We start from the raw sequence: 17,048 nt of genomic DNA, 5'->3' as shown, positions 1-17,048 counted from the left end.
ATGAGAATTCTTTAAGATGCACCGAACTTGATTTCCATTTTTGGAAACAATGCCTATTTTACAGCTATTTGAGCCTTAACTGAACCGTATTGGATTATCAGGGACTACCATCTAAGCAAATTCCTTTTGTAAAACACTATTTACTTAGTGATTTACAAAAACAAAAAGCTATCTATAACAATTATTTGCAGAGTATTTATCTCAGTAAATAAATTCAATAATCAGGTTTGGCATTTGCTGCAACAGGAATATTAAATGCGTGCAGGCGTTGTTGTTGAACTACGCATTAGCCCCCAAATAGCGGGTAACGTCTGTATACATTCCTGTTCACTTCAGCAGCAAATGGTAGAGTGGGAGTTTGAAAGCTGACTGATATGCTTCCTCCCACTCTCTTTTTATCAAAGCAGAATTCAGGAGTCAGGAGTCAGAATTCAGAATTGAATTCTGTACGACTGGCGGATGAATAATCGGCGTTTTTATACTCCCACTAAATTTTCAATTTAGTAGTCAACAAGATAGTTGCGAGTCTGAATCCTCGACTGATTCTGACTCCTGAATTCTGGCTTCTGAATTCTTCTTTAGAAGTTAGTCTCTTGTAAAAACTCAAGAATCGTTTTATTCAACACCTCAGAAGCACCACTTGAGGCATCATGACAACAGTTAGATAAAATCTGTAATTTAGAATTGGGGATATGTTGATGTAATTTTTTACCATGACTAGCAGGAAACCAACTATCTAGCTCACCCCACAAAACTAGTGTAGGACACTCAATTGCACTGAGGTTATTTTGAATTTTTGTGAGCATATTTGGCTTATTTGCTTGCCAATTCTCAATTTCTCGCGCGGCTATTTGTAACTCTTCGGCGACTTTTGCGATCGTACCAGGCAATTCAGTAAACGGGTAAGTTATCCAATAGATATCTTCCTGCGTCAAGATTGAAGGATCGAATAATACCCCACGTCTTTCTATTGCCATGACTTCTCTAAATATTGGTGCAAACAAATATGCCAGACGTAAAGAGTCAATTGTTTGCATCACTTCTTGGGGCATTTGGGCAAGTAACCACATAGCCCAATGGGGTAGATATTCGGCAAAAACAGGTACGTTTACTACTACCAGCCGTCCGATTAGCTGCGGATGTTCTTGAGCAAGAGCAAGGGCAACTAATCCCCCTAGAGATTCTGCCACAATCACTGCGGGTTCATCACATAATGCCTGAATAATTCTTTGAAACTCAATAACTTGATGGCCATTGTCTTCTCTACGAGACAATGGTTTTTCGGAAAAACCAAAACCTTTGGCATCAAAACAAATTACTCGGTAATATTTAGATAATGGTGCTACGCTGTGGCGCCAATTGTAGCTCCAACTCCCCATGCCATGTAATAAAATTAACGGTTTACCTCTACCTTTTTCGCCATAAGCAATTTGTACAGGATAGCCTTTAGCATCAGTAATAACTAGACTTTGCCGCCCTTTGGGAAAAGTAGCTTGCCACCAATCTTTCATTCTTTTATCAATAAACAATTTAACCGCCTGTAAAGGCGTTCCACAGGATTCTAATTAAGATCACGGGCAACGCTACTAAGACAATAGAGATTAGCAACAATCCAGCCAAAACGGCAAAGATAAACCATTTGTCTGCACTCTTTTGCTCGCTGGGAAACTTTAAGTGTTCTTCCAAGAGCTTGATATTATTAGTGTTAGCTTTCCAGGCAAAATCAAAAAAGTCTCCCAAAACTGGGACAGCGCCTACTAAGCCATCAATGATTACGTTCAAAATCATTTTACCTAGAGTGGCTCTAGATACGCCTAGCCGCGCTGCTTCTAGAATGATGTAGCTAGAAAACATTATTCCCAAAAAATCACCACCAATCGGTATGAGTCCTAAAATTGGATCTATACCAAAACCAATCTTTGTGCCAGGAATGGTAATAGCATTATCCAACAGCCGACTTAACTGACGCAAGCGCTTCAAAGTGGGTGCTTTGGTATCAGGTTCAATCATCGAAAATCGAGGAGGAGAATCAGACATAGAGGCGATCGCTAATTTTGTATTGAATCGTTAGATATTTTACTCCCCTACTGAGCTTTTGCAATCATTTTCTCAAGGATTTACGAATTAATATTTATCTTGCGATTGCGGCTGCGTTTTTAAGCGCATATCTTCGCCGACTGTCACATTCAACTGTTCGCCAATTAACAGAACAGCAGCGCTCATTAACAGCCAGAGCATTAAAATTATCACAGCTCCTACAGCACCATATACTTTATTATAATTGCCAAAATTCGCCACATACAGCCTAAATAGGGCAGACAACATTGCCCAAAAAACAGCTGCTAAAATTGCTCCAGGCATCATTGGCGTGCCTGAGTTCCACTTGCTTGGGCCATAGCGATAGACAAAGCTAAAGGCGACAGCAACAATACTTAAAGCTAAAGGCCAGCGTAATAGCTGCCAAAGATGCAACAAAAAGATTAAAGAACTATTTTCGCGCGTTACTATTCCCAATAGCCAATCGCTGGTAAACACTGAGAAAGAAGCCAATATTAAAAGCAACATAGTACCGACTGTTAATCCCAGAGAGACAAGCTTGGCTTTCCAAAAGGGGCGAATGTTTTCTGAAGGAATTTGATGAATTTGATCGAGGGCTGTCATAGCAGTACTCACCGCCCCAGAAGCAGTCCAAATTGCTAATACAAAGCTTAAAGAAAATAAACCACTGTTTTTGGAGTTAGTAATTTCTTTGGTAGCAAAATCACGAATCAAATCCAGGGCTTCTTCAGGTAGGACTTGACTTAGTTGCATCGCCAGTTGTCTAAAGGTGTTTTGTAAAGATTCTGCCAATAAGCCAATAGCTGTAATCAGAGCAAGAATTGCTGGAAACAGCGATAGCATGGCATTGAAGGCAATTTCCGAGGCGAGTCCTAAAAGTCGCCTTTCGATTGTCCTGGAAAAAGTTTTTTTAATTGTGCGCCAGTTAAGGTGGCGAAAGAAGCGAAAAAAACGAGGCTTTGGCATAATTTAGAGTTAAAACTGGTTGGGTTTATTAACTACTGTGCTAAATTTTGCGTAGCGATCGCATCTATCTTTCTACCGCAAGAATACCGAGTGGGGATTGGGGCAGAGTTTCTAACTAATGACTATTAATCTATGAATCAAGATTTAACACAACAGTGGTTGACAGAAATCCAGGTAATCAAAGAGCAGATGGCACAGCTGCAACACGATCGCGATACGGCTTGTGAAAGTGCTCAAAAATGGCGTCAGCTTTACAACACAGAAGCAGAACAACGCCGCACAGATACTCAGCTTTCCGAACAGATGATCGCCTCCCTCAAGGCAAAACTGCATAAACTTCAAGGTTTTGAAGTAGAGACACTGAGTGCTGGGACACCAATAGCGATTCAACAAGAAATAGAACAGCTAAAATCTGTAGAAGATTTGCAAGCTAAACTCATCGCCGCGATCAAAGAACGCGATCGCCTCTTGCAAGCTTTGAAAACTGAGCAAGACAATCACGCCCAAACTCGCAATAGCCTAACTACTGCCTTGGGTGATGCTATCGATAGCTTGACACGCGAACGAGCAGCAGCAGGGGTAGGGAAAAAGGGGGAGTAGATGAGCAGGGGAGAAATCAATTCAAAATTCAAAATTCAAAATTGAAGATTCAATCCCCATGCCCAATGCCCTAAAATCCCATTGCCTTGGCTACTGCGCCCAGTTCCGCCGCAATCCCTTGTTGAAATTGACTGTGATTGTGTTTGATAGCTGTATCTGGGTCTTTTAGACCATTACCTGTGAGAACGCAAACAACTGTCGCCCCTGTGGGAATTTGGTCTTTCACCTGCAACAACCCAGCGACAGAAGCGGCGCTAGCAGGTTCGCAGAAGATACCTTCTGATGCTGCTAAAAGTCGATAAGCGTCGAGGATTTCGGCATCGGTAACGGCGTGGAAATTTCCCTGGCTGGCGGTTTGTGCCGCGATCGCTAAATCCCAACTAGCAGGGTTGCCAATGCGAATTGCTGTCGCTAGGGTTTCGGGATGCGCCACTGGCTGACCGTGGACTAAGGGGGCTGCTCCTGCGGCTTGGAATCCCATCATCCGGGGTAAGCGATCGCACTTTCTGGCTTGATGATATTGACAAAATCCCATCCAATATGCTGTGATATTTCCGGCATTTCCTACGGGAATACACAGCCAGTCTGGTGCATCACCCAAGGCATCGACAATTTCAAAGGCTCCTGTTTTCTGTCCTTCTAGTCTGTAGGGATTAACCGAATTCACCAAAGTGATCGGATAGCTTTCAGCCATCTCGCGGACAATTTCTAAAGCTTGGTCAAAATTACCTTTAATTGCCAATACTTCTGCGCCATACAGTAATGCTTGAGCTAATTTGCCCAGGGCTACATAACCGTCAGGAATCAGTACAAAAGCATTCATGCCTCCGCGTCTAGCATAAGCGGCGGCGGCGGCTGAGGTGTTGCCCGTGCTGGCACAAATTACTGCTTTTGCCCCTGCTTCCTTGGCTTTGGAAATTGCCATAGTCATCCCCCGGTCTTTAAAGCTGCCAGTAGGATTCAAACCGTCATATTTTACAAAAACCCGTACTTGTCTGCCAATGCGTTCTGCGATCGCTGGCACTGGTATTAAAGGTGTATTGCCCTCCAACAGAGTGACAATCGGTGTTTTTTCGCTAACAGGCAAGTATTCGCGATAGGCTTCTATCAATCCGGGCCAGGGTTGGCGATGAGATGTAGGAACAGATAGGCTCAAAGTCACGGGATTTAAAATTTCTGAATGTAAGGATTGGATATTTAGAAAGGGTGGGATAAGGAAGCGCAAAATGTGGAAGAGCAAGAAAGTAGATTTTCGTTACCAGTTACCTGTTGAGAGTTCCCTAATCCCAAATAATTTTATTATGAATATTATTTTTTGTAATACAGGCGTTTCACTTGCTATTTTTATTTAAAAGGTTAATTTATCATAAACTGCCACGGCGACCTTCGGTTCAACAAATTAGCTTATAGAATACTGACGAGGTGAAAAATCATCTGCAAATCTATAGGACTCCTATTTGATTTTAAATAAGAATCAGTACTTATCTATCCTATTGCCTGTCTACGCAAATAAATTCAGGAATAAAACCAGATTCCTATATCAAACTTACGTCATAACTTTCTAAAATTCTTATTTAACCGTGGTTAAAGTTGCTTTTAGTGACTTATTTTAGTCAACCATATCTATGTATTTTCCCACCCTATTCGCTTCAGTGAGGAGAGGAAAATACTTAATAAGCTGTCTCTTTTTGATGGTAGCCTTCTACTTCCCTTCTTAAGAGAGACTGTGCCGAGTGTAAGTGCTTCGCCTTACGTTTTTTCATGATTTGGCATAATTCTTGATATAGTCTACATATAATTTCTTGCGTAAATTCCCCAAAAACGGCGATAATTATTTGTACAACCATAATTGACAGACTAGGAATTAACTATTCCAAAGTACCGTTCAGTAGAAGGAAGCTTTACAAACTTGGGTCAGTGTTTTTTTTGGAACACAGCCATTATAATCACCGTCTTTTATGATTGAACCCCAAATCCATTAGAGTAATTGATTGAAAATATACAATAATGCAATAAAACTAAAAAGAGCATTATTATAATATTTCTAATGGTGTGAGTTAAATTGTGGATTTAATTAGCGATGCCTACTTATTTATCTAACGTTTCCGATCGCGAGTCCCAGACTGCCTGGGTCAGTAAATTAACCAAGTCTTATTATCAAGACGATCAGCAAGCTAAATTGATGCATTTACAAGCAGAGGTAGACTCATTGTTGCAGCAATTGGAAAACCTGAAGCACCAACGTCTAGCCGAAACCAACCAAAAAGAAGAATAAGTCAATCTTGTCGATAGCGATCGCTTTTCCCCTCCTAATTTAAATTTCAGTAGAGGGAAAACTTGAGTTAGAAGTGTGCTATTCAAAGCGCTGATTTTTCTCTGACCAGCGCCTCAAACTGTAGTTATGAGCATTTTCTACCAGTAAAGCTAAGGATTGCACCCCTGAAAGCTTGGCGATCGCAGAAAGTCTTTGTAAGTAATTTCCTGTAAAATCAGTGTAAATAATTTTATTCTTATCAGAGAAAATTATAGTCCGGTCGCGGCGCTGCTTTGTGTTTTTTCTCTCAATTTTAGGTGTCGGCTGATTCAAAGATGCTATTGCTTCTGGTGAGATAGTCAGTATTATTTCTGGTTGAGCGTTATTTGTTAAATCAATCACTTGAACGGGCCAATCACCTAATTTTTCCTGCATCTGTTCAAAACTAGGAATAGCACCAGATGGAACTTCACCAGATTGTTGTAAAGATTGCCACAAACTCGATAGCATTACCTTCACCCCTTGGGGATTTTGCTGATACAGTTCTCGTAAAGTAATTGGAGATGGTTGTACCCATTCTAGTGCTGCATTTGTAAAGGCTAAAGGTTTGGGTTGGAGAACATCGTTTTGATTATCTGGAATTTTTGGCCCAGCAGCTAATAGGCGCAAAACTTTACCCCGTAATTGCACCGCTTTGATAGCGGCTATAGTAATTTTTTGTTCTCCATTTCGCAACCAGACTACAATCTGGATTTCCGGGTCAGAAGTGATTCCCAAAGTTCTCCAAAAAAATTTGGCGGTGTCAGTTTTCGGTGGGTTGAAATTCTCAAAGGGGAAATTTAGCCAGCGTTTCCCGTCATTAAATGCACTTACCTCCACCTGATACCAAACTTGATTATCCGTAAGTTTCAAATCTGCTGGGGAATTTGGTTGCAGCCATTCGTTGTTGGTAACTTGAGTAATTGGTTGCACCGTACCAACAATCTGACTAAGGTGAGTAGAGGATTGCAATGTACTCTTACCATTTAGTCTTGCCAACAAACCTTGAATATAGGCAAGATTATCTTTTGTAATTTTTGGTTGCGCCTTTAACCAAGAATTAGCCTGTTCTTCTCCTCGCTGAACTGCTAAAATCAACGCGAACCAAGCTTGCACCTCTCGTCTATTTGGGTTCACCTGCAACGCCGCCACTGTGCGATTCCACAACCGTTTTTCATCAGCTTTGAGTAGAGTAGCAATTTCTTGGGTATTATGTGGCGACGCTTCAAACACCTGTAAAGCTTTCTCCCAGCGACCATCAATCAAATCTGCCAGGACTTCTTGACTAGGACTGGCCCAAACTTTCTGGGCTTGAATTTTAGTAAGTTGGGAATGCAAGCGAATCAAATCCATTTGCGCTTGCGCCGCTTCTGGTAAAACTCCATTGCGCTGTTTCTTGATGAATTTCAACCATTCAAAAGCTGGTGTCCACAATCCGCTACGGGCAATTAATAGGGCGTTTTGGTATCCAGAATCATTGAAGGTTGATGATTTGAGGGTAATTGCCTCCAATTGAATTGGTTTTAAGAATAACTTCAAAGGTTTGACTTGGTAAACCTGTAAGTGCGGTTCTAAACCTACTGTTTGTTCGACAACTAACTCTTTTGTAGCATCACCAGTTACTTGCTGCCATTTGGGTAATTGTCCATTAGGACTACTCCAAGACAACATTTGTAGTAAATTTGTGCGTTCTGGATTGTAGTATACGACGTAACCGTAGCGGATAGCACCAGTTCCTTGTTGGCGTTTACCCCACAAATCAAACCAAACCCCTGATGATGGTGTCTTACCTTCAAAGCGTTGCACTTCAGTTAAAGGTAGGGGAATACTGATATCCTGGGGTTCGGAAGTTCCATCAAGCAAAGAAGAAATCACAAAAGATTCATCTGGGCCAGTTACAGATAATTGAGTCGCTAGATAATAATAACTTTCTGACTGAGATTTAAACTCTAACTCTTCTGAGCGCTCGTAAACCCTAAGTTCTACCAGTTCTTCGCAATCAGATTGACAATTAGCACGTTGTTGAAAAACTGGTAGTAAAAATGAGGTTTTCACATCTTGATTTAAAGGCAGGGTTTCCCCAAATATTTGGTTTTTTTTACTCAAATCAAGTTGAATTTGTTTGAGAGTTTGGGGGCGTTCGTGTTTACCAAGGGGGATTTGTGCCCATGCAGGTAAAATTTTATTTAGCCAGCTTACCTCGTCTGGATTGAAAATGAAGAGAACACTAATCCAGGCAAAAGCCATAATTATACTAGCACTACTTAACAGAATTGCGTAGCTTGCCGCCGTAGGCATCGCTAGTATTGACGATAACCAACTTCCTCGTTTTAACTTTTTCTGAGGTTTTTTAACGACGCGTTTCATCGCACCAGCACGAGGTTGATTTAGCTTAGAGACTTTTGGCTTCAGCTTGCGTGAACGATTTGCCATAGATTCGGAATTAGGGATTAGGGATTGGGGATTAGGGATTGGGTATTAAGAAAACTCTTTCTTAATCCCCAGTACCCAGTACCTAGTCCCCAGTCCCCAGTACCTAGTCCCCAGTACCCAGTCCCCAGTCCCCAGTCCCCAATACCCAATACCCTGTTATACTCGCCCTTTCAAAAGTTGCCTAGAAGCATTAAGTCTAATTTGGGGCAAAATCCGTAAATGTCCCCATGTGAACGCTAGATGATCGCGAATACACTCATCACTTAAGTATGTGAGCAGAGTGTAAAAAATTGAAAGGTAGATTTATTAGCCGCAGTCAGCGCAAAACCTGGATGCTCGCATGGTTACTAATTGCGGGAGTCAATGGAGTTGCACAAAAAGTATTAGCACAAGAATACATCAATACAGAAACTACTCAGCAGATAGGAGTTGAGGGCAACAATATTATTCCCTCATCCCCTTCCCTTTCTCCAGAAGAACCGATGGCCCAAGTTACATCGGTTTCTCAACTTAAAGACGTGCAACCCAACGATTGGGCATTCCAAGCCTTGCAGTCTTTAGTGGAACGTTATGGTTGCATAGCTGGCTATCCAGATAGCAGCTATCGCGGTAATCGCGCCTTAACTCGGTATGAATTTGCTGCGGGTGTAAACGCTTGTTTAGATAGAGTCAACGAATTAATCACTACAGCCACCAGCGATTTAGTCACTCGCGAAGATTTAGCAAAATTACAAAAATTACAATCAGAATTTGCCCCGGAATTAGCAACTTTGCGCGGTCGTGTCGATAATTTAGAAGCCAAAACTGCTGAAATTAAAGCTAACCAATTCTCAACAACAACTAAACTCAGTGGACTACTGATAGTAGGTATTCAAGGACGAACGAACAATCGTGGTGATGTTAATCCTAGAGATGGACAAAAAGATACAGATGATCCCGGAACAAATATTAATCTTATATCCCTGGCGCAGTTGTATTTAACTAGCCAAATCACTCCCCGTAGTTATTTATTTACAGGCCTTTTAGATGGTAAAGGAAAAACTTCACCTAGATTTACCAATAGTGTTTCTCGGAATAATGTTTTACTTGGTTACGAATTTCCTACAGATAACTTGATTGTAAGCGATCTCAATTTTCATTGGCTGGTGACAGATAAATTAGCAGTAATGGTAGGAACAGAAGGCGTAAGTATGCCATACGCTTTCCGAGGCCCCAATCGGGTAGAAAGCGCTGCAACTGGGTCATTATCTTATTTTGCCCAAAGAAACCCAATTTTAAATATGGGATACGGTCACGGCGGTATAGCTATCGATTGGCAATTTACTAAACGCGCTAGTTTACAGGCAATTTATAGTAGTTATCAGCCAGGAAATCCTGGTAAAGGTAGCGGTTTATTTGATGGAAACACTACTACAGGTGTCCAATTACTGCTAACACCAACTGATACTTTAGATTTAAGTTTATATTACGTTAACAATTACGCTTCAGATGGTTGTTTGCTAACTTTTGTTGGCGATGAATGCTTAACTACAGTTAATACCACTACCGGTAAATCAGCACCCTTACAAACTAACGCTGTAGGTGCAACTCTCACTTGGCAAATTTCTCCACACATTAGCGCAGGTGCGTGGGGTGGTTATACTAAATCTTACATTCCTGGGCAATCAGGAAGTGTAGAAACAACAAATTATATGGTGTTTCTGAATTTTCCTGATTTATTTGCTAAAGGAAATTTAGGCGGAATTTATGTCGGTCAACCTCCTAAAATCACTAGTAGCGATTTACCGATAGGAAATAATGTCCCTGATTTTATCAATACAGGTTTAGGACGTGCAGGTGGACAACCAGGTACAACCACTCATATTGAGGCATTTTATCGTTTCCAGCTAACAGATAATATCAGTATTACACCAGGCATAATTCATCTTATACAGCCTGATAACACACCAGATAATGACTCAGTTACTATCGGCATTCTACGGAGTACTTTTACTTTTTAATTTTATTTTTACATAATAAGAAGCTAGTGCGGCTGCCCACAGAATGCGCTGTAAACTAGCGTTCATAACTATATCATTTCTTTGTGAGGCTGCGCCAAACTCTTTTAACTTCTTTCTTTATGTCCTACCCTGTAGGAAGCCACTTTGTATCTATGCGTCCTTTGCGTTTCATTTTTCTTTTTTGTACTTATGGTTTAGCACATCTTCATACAGAATCGGTATAACCACTAGTTTTTAAATGATACTTTTTATCTCTCGTCTGTGTCCTCTGCTTTCTCATGTCACACTATAAAAATAAGCCTGCCATTCGTGGCAAGCCTATATGCACATTATTTGCTAAATCTAGGTAGATGTTTTCAGGATTAACCACCAGCAACAGCAGGGACAATACTGACTTCATCGCCATCTTTCAAGGCTGTGTTTATACCATCTAGATAGCGGATATCTTCACTATCAACGTAAAAATTTACAAATCGACGTAACTTGCCTTGTTCATCGCACAACCGAGATTTAATACCAGGAAAACTTTGTTCTAAGGAGTCCAACAATTCAGCAATGGTGCTACCGTTGGATTCTAGACTAGCTTGATTATTAGTCAAATTTTGAAGAGTTGTAGGAACTAAAACTGTTACAGCCATAGAAGTACAAAGTGAAGAGTTAAAAGTGAGAAATACAATTTAAGAGTTAGGAGTCATGAATAAAAAACTCATAACTTATAACTCCTAACTAAACGAGAACTTGTTGCCATTCCAAGCGATCCAAAGTACGCGATCGCTCTAGCGCACGTTCAAAACTATCCAGTTTAGCATCAATAGTCAAGGGTTCACCAACGTAGCCTTGGATTGCTTCTTGGGTTTTCAGACCATTGCCAGTGATGTAAATCACGGTAGTTTCGTCTGGGTCAATTTTGCCAGCTTCTACCAGTTTTTTCAGCACGGCCACGGTTGTACCACCAGCCGTTTCTGTGAAGATGCCTTCGGTTTCTGCTAGCAGCTTGATACCATCAATAATTTCGGCATCATTGACTGATTCAATGTTACCACCTGTCTTCTGAGCTAGCTCCACAGCATAAATACCGTCTGCTGGATTGCCGATCGCTAGCGATTTCGCAATTGTATTCGGTTTTACTGGCTTAATAAAGTCGCGTCCTTCTTTGAAGGCTTGGGCGATAGGTGAGCAACCTTCAGCTTGAGCGCCACTGAAACGGACGCTCTTATTTTCTACTAAACCAACTTCGACAAATTCTTGGAACCCTTTATAAATTTTCGTAAATAGCGAACCAGATGCTAAAGGAGCAACAACATGATCAGGTAGTTCCCAGCCTAGTTGTTCTGCAACTTCAAAGCCTAGCGTCTTGGAACCTTCAGAGTAATAAGGACGCAGATTAATATTGACAAAACCCCAACCGTGTGTATTTGCAACTTCCGAACAAAGACGATTGACTTGATCGTAGTTGCCCTTAACGGCCATCAGGGTGGGACTGTAGATCAAGCTACCAATAATTTTACCGGCTTCTAAATCTGCGGGGATGAACACACAGCAGTCTAAACCGGCATGAGCTGCGATCGCAGCTGTAGAATTTGCCAAATTACCAGTGCTAGCGCAAGAAACAGTAGTGAAATCTAACTCTCGCGCTCTGGATAAAGCGACTGACACCACCCGATCCTTAAAGCTCAGGGTGGGCATATTCACGGCATCATTTTTTATATAAAGCTTATTTAGACCCAGACGACGAGCAAGACGGTGGGAACGAACCAACGGAGTCATACCAGTTCCCACATCTATTACATTGTCAGTTGCGACAGGCAAAAAGGGACGATAGCGCCAAATTGAATTGGGGCCAGCTTGAATTGTTTCACGAGTGACAGTCAGACGTAGGGCGTTGTAATCATATTTAACTTCTAACGGGCCAAAACATGACTCACAAACATTACTGGCTTTGAGTTCATATTCCGCACCACATTCCTTGCACTTTAAGGCTTGAAAGTAGGCGGTGCTGCTTTGGGTTTGGGTTTGTGTTTTGATTGCCTGAGTCATAAACTAGCTTTCCCTGTTTGTCTGTCACTGTCGCCTGATACTAACACGAGCAAAAATACCAGTCAAACATACCCGATATTTTTAGTCGGGTATGTTTGGTGTTGAGAGGAATAGTTTTTGTAAACCTTTGATACTAGTAGTCTGTATTTTTAGTATTTACACAGATGTACTAAATGTTATAAAAAAAATAAAACTATTTTAGTCTCTAAGTATTAACACGTAAATAATATGCTTAAAAAGCATATTATTTATGACAAAACTGCATTGTTTAAAATTAATATCCTGTTTAAGCGATTTAGATTGCTTAGTTAACTTTCATCCGTGAGAGGTTAGAATAAAGCGCCTTTTGTCAATCAGCTAAAATACTCAAAATAATCTTAATAAGAATGATAATCGTGTGTGGGCAGAGGGGGAGGAGGCGAGCGTCGCTCGCCTCCTCCCCTCTATTTGATTATCATTATCTTTAAGGTCTTTCACAAATTAAAATAGGATATGAAACAGTATTGTAACGAGAGAATAACTTTGTCAAAAGTGGACTGAATTCTTAGGTAAATTCAATTATCAAACGAGGTAATGAAAAATTTGGTTTACCACCATGCCAAAACGACCAAAACAAAACTCTGATCACGCACACCGACATAATACTCCTACTATAGATAATGAAGCGATCTCCAAACATTTAGAAGTTTTATTAACCCCAGCTATTTTTGCTCAACAAAAATATTATAAGCAGTTAGGATGTCGAGACAGGATTCTGAATTTATCGTTAATGGTGGCAGCAGTATTAACGTTATTGTGGCGACAAATTCCTGGCGTTCAGGAGTTAAATAGATTGTTAGCAAGAGAAGGTTTCTTATGGTGTGATGTTACCAAAGTTGCACAACAATCACTTTCCGAAAGATTTTTAGTTTTCCCATCTGAATTATTTGAACGTGTCTTTAAAGATTTACTACCTCAATTACAACGGAATTGGCAACAAAGACTTAAGCGACCATTGCCAGATAGTGTTAAATTTGCACTCTGTAATTTTGAACGAATATGGATAGCTGATGGGTCTACATTAGAAGCTCTATTTCGGAAGCTGAAAAGCCTGGAAGACATGAAAAAAGGTCAACTCGCAGGTAAGATTTGTACAGTTATTGATTTAGTTACTCGTTTACCTGTCGAAGTTTGGTTTCACACTAATCCTGCTGCTTCTGACACAAATTTTGAATCTGCATTACTAAATTTAGTCGCTGCTAAGACTTTAATTTTACTTGACAGAGGTTTCTATCATTTCCAATTTTTACAACAACTGATTAATCAAGAAGTCCATTTTATTACTCGTTTAAAAGCCAAAGCATCTATTAAATATATAAAGATTTTTAGCTATGACCATTCTATTAAAGACCAATTGATTCAACTTGGTAGTGGTCGTGGTGGCGCACCAGTACTGACTTGACGTTTCATCGAGATAAAAGTTGGAAAAACTAACTATTCTTATATTACTTCTATCCTCGAGCCACAAATACTACCTCCCTACGTCGTAGCTGATTTATATCGAAGAAGATGGAGAATTGAAGAGGCTTTTTATGTAGTTAAACGTTTATTGGCACTGTCTTATTTGTGGACTGGTTCTCTTAATGGTATCAAGTTACAAGTCTGGGCAACTTGGTTATTTTATGCTGTTTTAATTGATTTAGCAGATGCTGTTGCCGATGAATTATCTCTACCATTTGACCGCATTTCTTTAGAAATGATTTTTCGTGGTTTGTATCATTTTAGTGTTGCTTACGACAAAGGGAAGGCGGATGACCCCATTAAGTACTTTGCTGCGTTAGAAAATCAAGATTTAGGAGTTGTCAAAGCCAGACGATTGCCAGTCTCCAAGCTGGATTTATCTCCTTTTCCTGCACCCTCTTGACAAATGTGCAATTACCTTAACCTTTCACGGATGGTTTCTCCCACAGCTGCGAACAAATCTATTTTATGTTTGCGATCGCTGTTGAGCATGAATGCAAGTGGACAAGACATATTGTCGGGGATGATATCTTTGGGATTACGACAATAGGAGAAGATGTCGCTCCTAGCAGTTTTCAGTTACCACACAAGCCACGAGCCTAAATTTTTTCGTAACTCATTCTTAATAGCTGGCGAGCAAATTTGCACATTGCTCTTGATAATCTCAAAAGCAAAGTAGTTCATTTATTCCTATTGAAAGGGCTGGGTGAGTTAAACTTGCCTAACTCACCCGATAAAACTAAACAGTAGAGAAATTAGCCATTAAAAACGCGACTGCGCCACTTATTCAACCGGGCTTCTCCAATTGTGGCAGACCGTCGAGCATCAGCAATTTGCTCTTGCAAAGCTGCAATCTGTTTTTTTTGTGCGTCAGCTTGCTGTTGCAAAGATGTATATTCTTTAGTGCTGGTCACGGAACTGGAAGACTGCAAACTACTACTAAATTTTGTAGTCCCGATGGTGGCAAAGGGTTGTAAGTCTGCTAGTTGTTGTTGCAAAGTTGCAATCTGGCTTTCTTGCTCTTTAATCTTTTGCTGCAAGCTTTGCTCGGCTGCTGTCTGAGCTGCAATAAACGGATTGACTTGAGCAGTAGTTTCTGGCTTTGGCTTGAATACTTCAGCCAGCAATGCACTAATATCTGTGAGTTTCTGTCTACCGTAAGGAGCGTTGGTAATTAGCGATCGCACCAGTTGAGGTTCATTATTCGATGCTAGGTTCTTGTCACTGCTAGAGTTGCTCCGCGCCAGTTGCAGCATATTGGTAAATTCCAATATTTTTTTGCCGTTTTGAGTTTTGTAACCCCGGTAATATGGCACTATATTATCCCCAAAGGCATCTAAATACTCATCGCTATCAAGATAAGAATCAATATCCGCCTCAAAACCCTTCTCATCTAGAATGTTACTGTGGTGTTTAGTCTCAGAGTAATCATCGGGAGCGCGGCCGAGCAGGTGCTTAAAGTTAAGTTCAATTGCACGGTAGCGGTAAACGTTATTAAAAAATCTAGAGCGATACAATTCTGATTTGGCAACTTGACGCACAAACTCACGCACATCGATTATGCCTTGCTTGAGTTGAGATTCTGGAACTACGAGCCGCTCACTTTCCATGATGTAGGCATTACCCAACACTTGCCGATAAACTGCCCGAATTACAATTTCAATGTCATCAACTGAAGCGGTAGTCCACAGTTCAATGGGTTCTGTTTGGGGAAATGCTTGATATTGGCGTCGTCTGGTTTCTTCGTCTAAAAAAATTTGCATAGTTAGGTTATTGGGGGTAAAAGTAACTAATTTATCAAGCAAAAATAAAATTTCTGTAGTATGGTGGCAATACTAAATAGCAAAGCCTTAACAGTCTCTACTTAAGATTTACTAATTACTGGTTATTGATATTAATTTATCAAGTTTTGGTGAGTTTTTTAGTTACATTTTCTAACAAACTTAGACGGCTAACTGTTAATAACTAACAGCTAATCACAATCAGAAATTAGCAATTAGACATTAACAATTAGCCGTCAACCCCCTGGGGGAATATTTAAAATTGAAAACTTAATTTTGAATTGGAGTATAAACGCCTGTGAGAAAAATTTATACAGGATACTAACTCTCAAACACGCTCATCAAATCTAGTGTAGAAACCACCGTATTTTATCCAGTATTGTTTCAAATTATGATGAGGTGTATGTAAACTAGCTTTTGCCTGATATAAAATAACTTGGCGATGATCGCCCATCCAGATTTTATTAATGGGGTCAACTGATATTACTGTTCCTCCTAAAGAAGCTACGCATTCAGAAAATCTCTCAATCGTTGTATATTCTAATGTCTCGAAGATAAAAAAGTGACCCGAACAAATTAAGTGGCGACTGCGAATCCAGCAGCGCATCTTTTTTTCAGCCAGTGGAGGCAACATTTTGGTTTCAATAGATTCAAGCTGAATCAACATTTATGGCGCTCACCGCACGTAATTCCTCAGCAAAACTTTCTCGCTTTTCAAATTGTAATGGGCCAGCAGTAGATCCCCATATTTGCTCGTGAGATGCAATGTCCAAACCTTTATCTAGACTTATCCAAGTACGCTCGGTTATTTCTACTTCGCTAACAAGATATGTCTGGCATCCATTGCGTTTAATCAAACATTGATTGCCAGGTTCTACATTACCTCGAAACATTTCACCTTCTCGTTGGAAAACCATTGAACAGTTATAACGCCGTTCGATGCTTTCTGGGGTGATGGTTTTGAGGATATCTAATTCACGAGCTGCACCTGCATAAAGCATCTGGTCTTTCAAGCTGTAATTTTCGATATAAATGCGATCACCCCAATCGACTAGTCGATGTACTCCTTGACGATAGGGTGTCCATAAATCGTGATCGTAAGCTTGTTCAGAATAAAAACCAATGCTAGAAAAAAATTCAATCGGTAAAGGACGAAAATAAATGTGAATGTGGGCGTAAAGTTGTGGATTTGCAAAAGATTGCTTGTAGTTGCTAAAATCTCCTGCCATCCAACAGGCTAAGGTGAGCAAATCGCTAGCATTGGTGCTAGATTCGCTGGGCGCTATCGTCACGTCGCTTCGCTCCAAATTTAAAATTCAGACATTACAATCTCCATAAATAGATTTAGGAGCTTGTACCCTTTTATGTTTTAACTTGATA

General features: G+C 40.4%; 14 protein-coding genes and 1 pseudogene. 5 read left to right on the top strand and 10 right to left on the bottom strand.

What is annotated here, in order from left to right; translation table 11 throughout:
• Positions 1 to 578: 578 nt before the first annotated feature.
• The 3 genes from V7K79_RS27235 to V7K79_RS27225 all read right to left on the bottom strand — a co-directional run bounded on the left by V7K79_RS27235 (position 579) and on the right by V7K79_RS27225 (position 3,024).
• On the bottom strand, positions 579 to 1,511 hold the full coding sequence (locus V7K79_RS27235) for an alpha/beta fold hydrolase (RefSeq protein ID WP_335052252.1): 933 nt from the start codon (positions 1,509 to 1,511) through the stop codon (positions 579 to 581).
• 19 nt (positions 1,512 to 1,530) lie between these two features.
• Positions 1,531 to 2,037: a DUF4112 domain-containing protein gene (locus tag V7K79_RS27230; protein WP_335052250.1), complete on the bottom strand. Its 507-nt coding sequence runs from the start codon at positions 2,035 to 2,037 to the stop codon at positions 1,531 to 1,533.
• 87 nt (positions 2,038 to 2,124) lie between these two features.
• Complete coding sequence (locus V7K79_RS27225; RefSeq protein WP_335052248.1) at positions 2,125 to 3,024, bottom strand: YihY/virulence factor BrkB family protein; 900 nt, start codon at positions 3,022 to 3,024, stop codon at positions 2,125 to 2,127.
• 132 nt (positions 3,025 to 3,156) lie between these two features.
• On the opposite strand from V7K79_RS27225, the gene V7K79_RS27220 reads away from it, so the two are divergent.
• Positions 3,157 to 3,624, top strand: a complete 468-nt coding sequence (locus tag V7K79_RS27220) for a hypothetical protein (protein WP_335052246.1) — start codon at positions 3,157 to 3,159, stop codon at positions 3,622 to 3,624.
• A 70-nt stretch (positions 3,625 to 3,694) separates the two neighbouring features.
• Here the strand turns inward: V7K79_RS27220 and thrC (V7K79_RS27215) are convergent, their stop codons facing one another.
• The gene (gene thrC / locus V7K79_RS27215) at positions 3,695 to 4,786 is read right to left on the bottom strand and encodes a threonine synthase (protein WP_335052244.1); all 1,092 of its coding nucleotides are present in this window, start codon (positions 4,784 to 4,786) and stop codon (positions 3,695 to 3,697) included.
• Positions 4,787 to 5,704: 918 nt separating this feature from the next.
• On the opposite strand from thrC (V7K79_RS27215), the gene V7K79_RS27210 reads away from it, so the two are divergent.
• On the top strand, positions 5,705 to 5,899 hold the full coding sequence (locus V7K79_RS27210; protein ID WP_292778303.1) for a hypothetical protein: 195 nt from the start codon (positions 5,705 to 5,707) through the stop codon (positions 5,897 to 5,899).
• A gap of 78 nt (positions 5,900 to 5,977) precedes the next feature.
• Here the strand turns inward: V7K79_RS27210 and V7K79_RS27205 are convergent, their stop codons facing one another.
• Positions 5,978 to 8,350: a hypothetical protein gene (locus tag V7K79_RS27205; RefSeq protein WP_335052242.1), complete on the bottom strand. Its 2,373-nt coding sequence runs from the start codon at positions 8,348 to 8,350 to the stop codon at positions 5,978 to 5,980.
• Positions 8,351 to 8,682: 332 nt separating this feature from the next.
• On the opposite strand from V7K79_RS27205, the gene V7K79_RS27200 reads away from it, so the two are divergent.
• The gene (locus V7K79_RS27200; RefSeq protein ID WP_335052254.1) at positions 8,683 to 10,350 is read left to right on the top strand and encodes an iron uptake porin; all 1,668 of its coding nucleotides are present in this window, start codon (positions 8,683 to 8,685) and stop codon (positions 10,348 to 10,350) included.
• 362 nt (positions 10,351 to 10,712) lie between these two features.
• Here V7K79_RS27200 and V7K79_RS27195 read toward each other — a convergent pair whose 3' ends face one another.
• Both V7K79_RS27195 and thrC (V7K79_RS27190) read right to left on the bottom strand, forming a co-directional pair.
• Positions 10,713 to 10,988: a ubiquitin-like small modifier protein 1 gene (locus tag V7K79_RS27195; protein ID WP_334916373.1), complete on the bottom strand. Its 276-nt coding sequence runs from the start codon at positions 10,986 to 10,988 to the stop codon at positions 10,713 to 10,715.
• 88 nt (positions 10,989 to 11,076) lie between these two features.
• Positions 11,077 to 12,387, bottom strand: a complete 1,311-nt coding sequence (gene thrC / locus V7K79_RS27190) for a threonine synthase (protein WP_335052240.1) — start codon at positions 12,385 to 12,387, stop codon at positions 11,077 to 11,079.
• Between the two features lie 595 nt (positions 12,388 to 12,982).
• Here thrC (V7K79_RS27190) and V7K79_RS27185 point away from each other — a divergent pair.
• Both V7K79_RS27185 and V7K79_RS27180 read left to right on the top strand, forming a co-directional pair.
• A pseudogene (locus V7K79_RS27185) lies at positions 12,983 to 14,278 on the top strand (IS4 family transposase); the annotation flags it as partial.
• Positions 14,279 to 14,355: 77 nt separating this feature from the next.
• The gene (locus V7K79_RS27180) at positions 14,356 to 14,490 is read left to right on the top strand and encodes a hypothetical protein (RefSeq protein WP_335052238.1); all 135 of its coding nucleotides are present in this window, start codon (positions 14,356 to 14,358) and stop codon (positions 14,488 to 14,490) included.
• 152 nt (positions 14,491 to 14,642) lie between these two features.
• On the opposite strand, the gene V7K79_RS27175 is transcribed toward V7K79_RS27180, so the two are convergent.
• From V7K79_RS27175 to V7K79_RS27165, 3 genes are all read right to left on the bottom strand, one after another.
• The gene (locus V7K79_RS27175) at positions 14,643 to 15,650 is read right to left on the bottom strand and encodes a phycobilisome rod-core linker polypeptide (protein WP_335052236.1); all 1,008 of its coding nucleotides are present in this window, start codon (positions 15,648 to 15,650) and stop codon (positions 14,643 to 14,645) included.
• Between the two features lie 346 nt (positions 15,651 to 15,996).
• Positions 15,997 to 16,335 (bottom strand): CpeR family transcriptional regulator, encoded by a 339-nt coding sequence (locus tag V7K79_RS27170; protein ID WP_335052234.1) that lies wholly within the window; start codon positions 16,333 to 16,335, stop codon positions 15,997 to 15,999.
• Complete coding sequence (locus V7K79_RS27165) at positions 16,319 to 16,960, bottom strand: chromophore lyase CpcT/CpeT (RefSeq protein ID WP_335052232.1); 642 nt, start codon at positions 16,958 to 16,960, stop codon at positions 16,319 to 16,321. Before V7K79_RS27165 ends, V7K79_RS27170 begins: the two co-directional genes overlap by 17 nt.
• Positions 16,961 to 17,048: the final 88 nt, after the last annotated feature.

Source organism: Nostoc sp. (assembly GCF_036917575.1).
Taxonomy (GTDB): domain Bacteria; phylum Cyanobacteriota; class Cyanobacteriia; order Cyanobacteriales; family Nostocaceae; genus Nostoc.
Note: the sequence above shows the minus strand (reverse complement) of the source record. Positions and strands in the feature narration are given on the sequence as shown.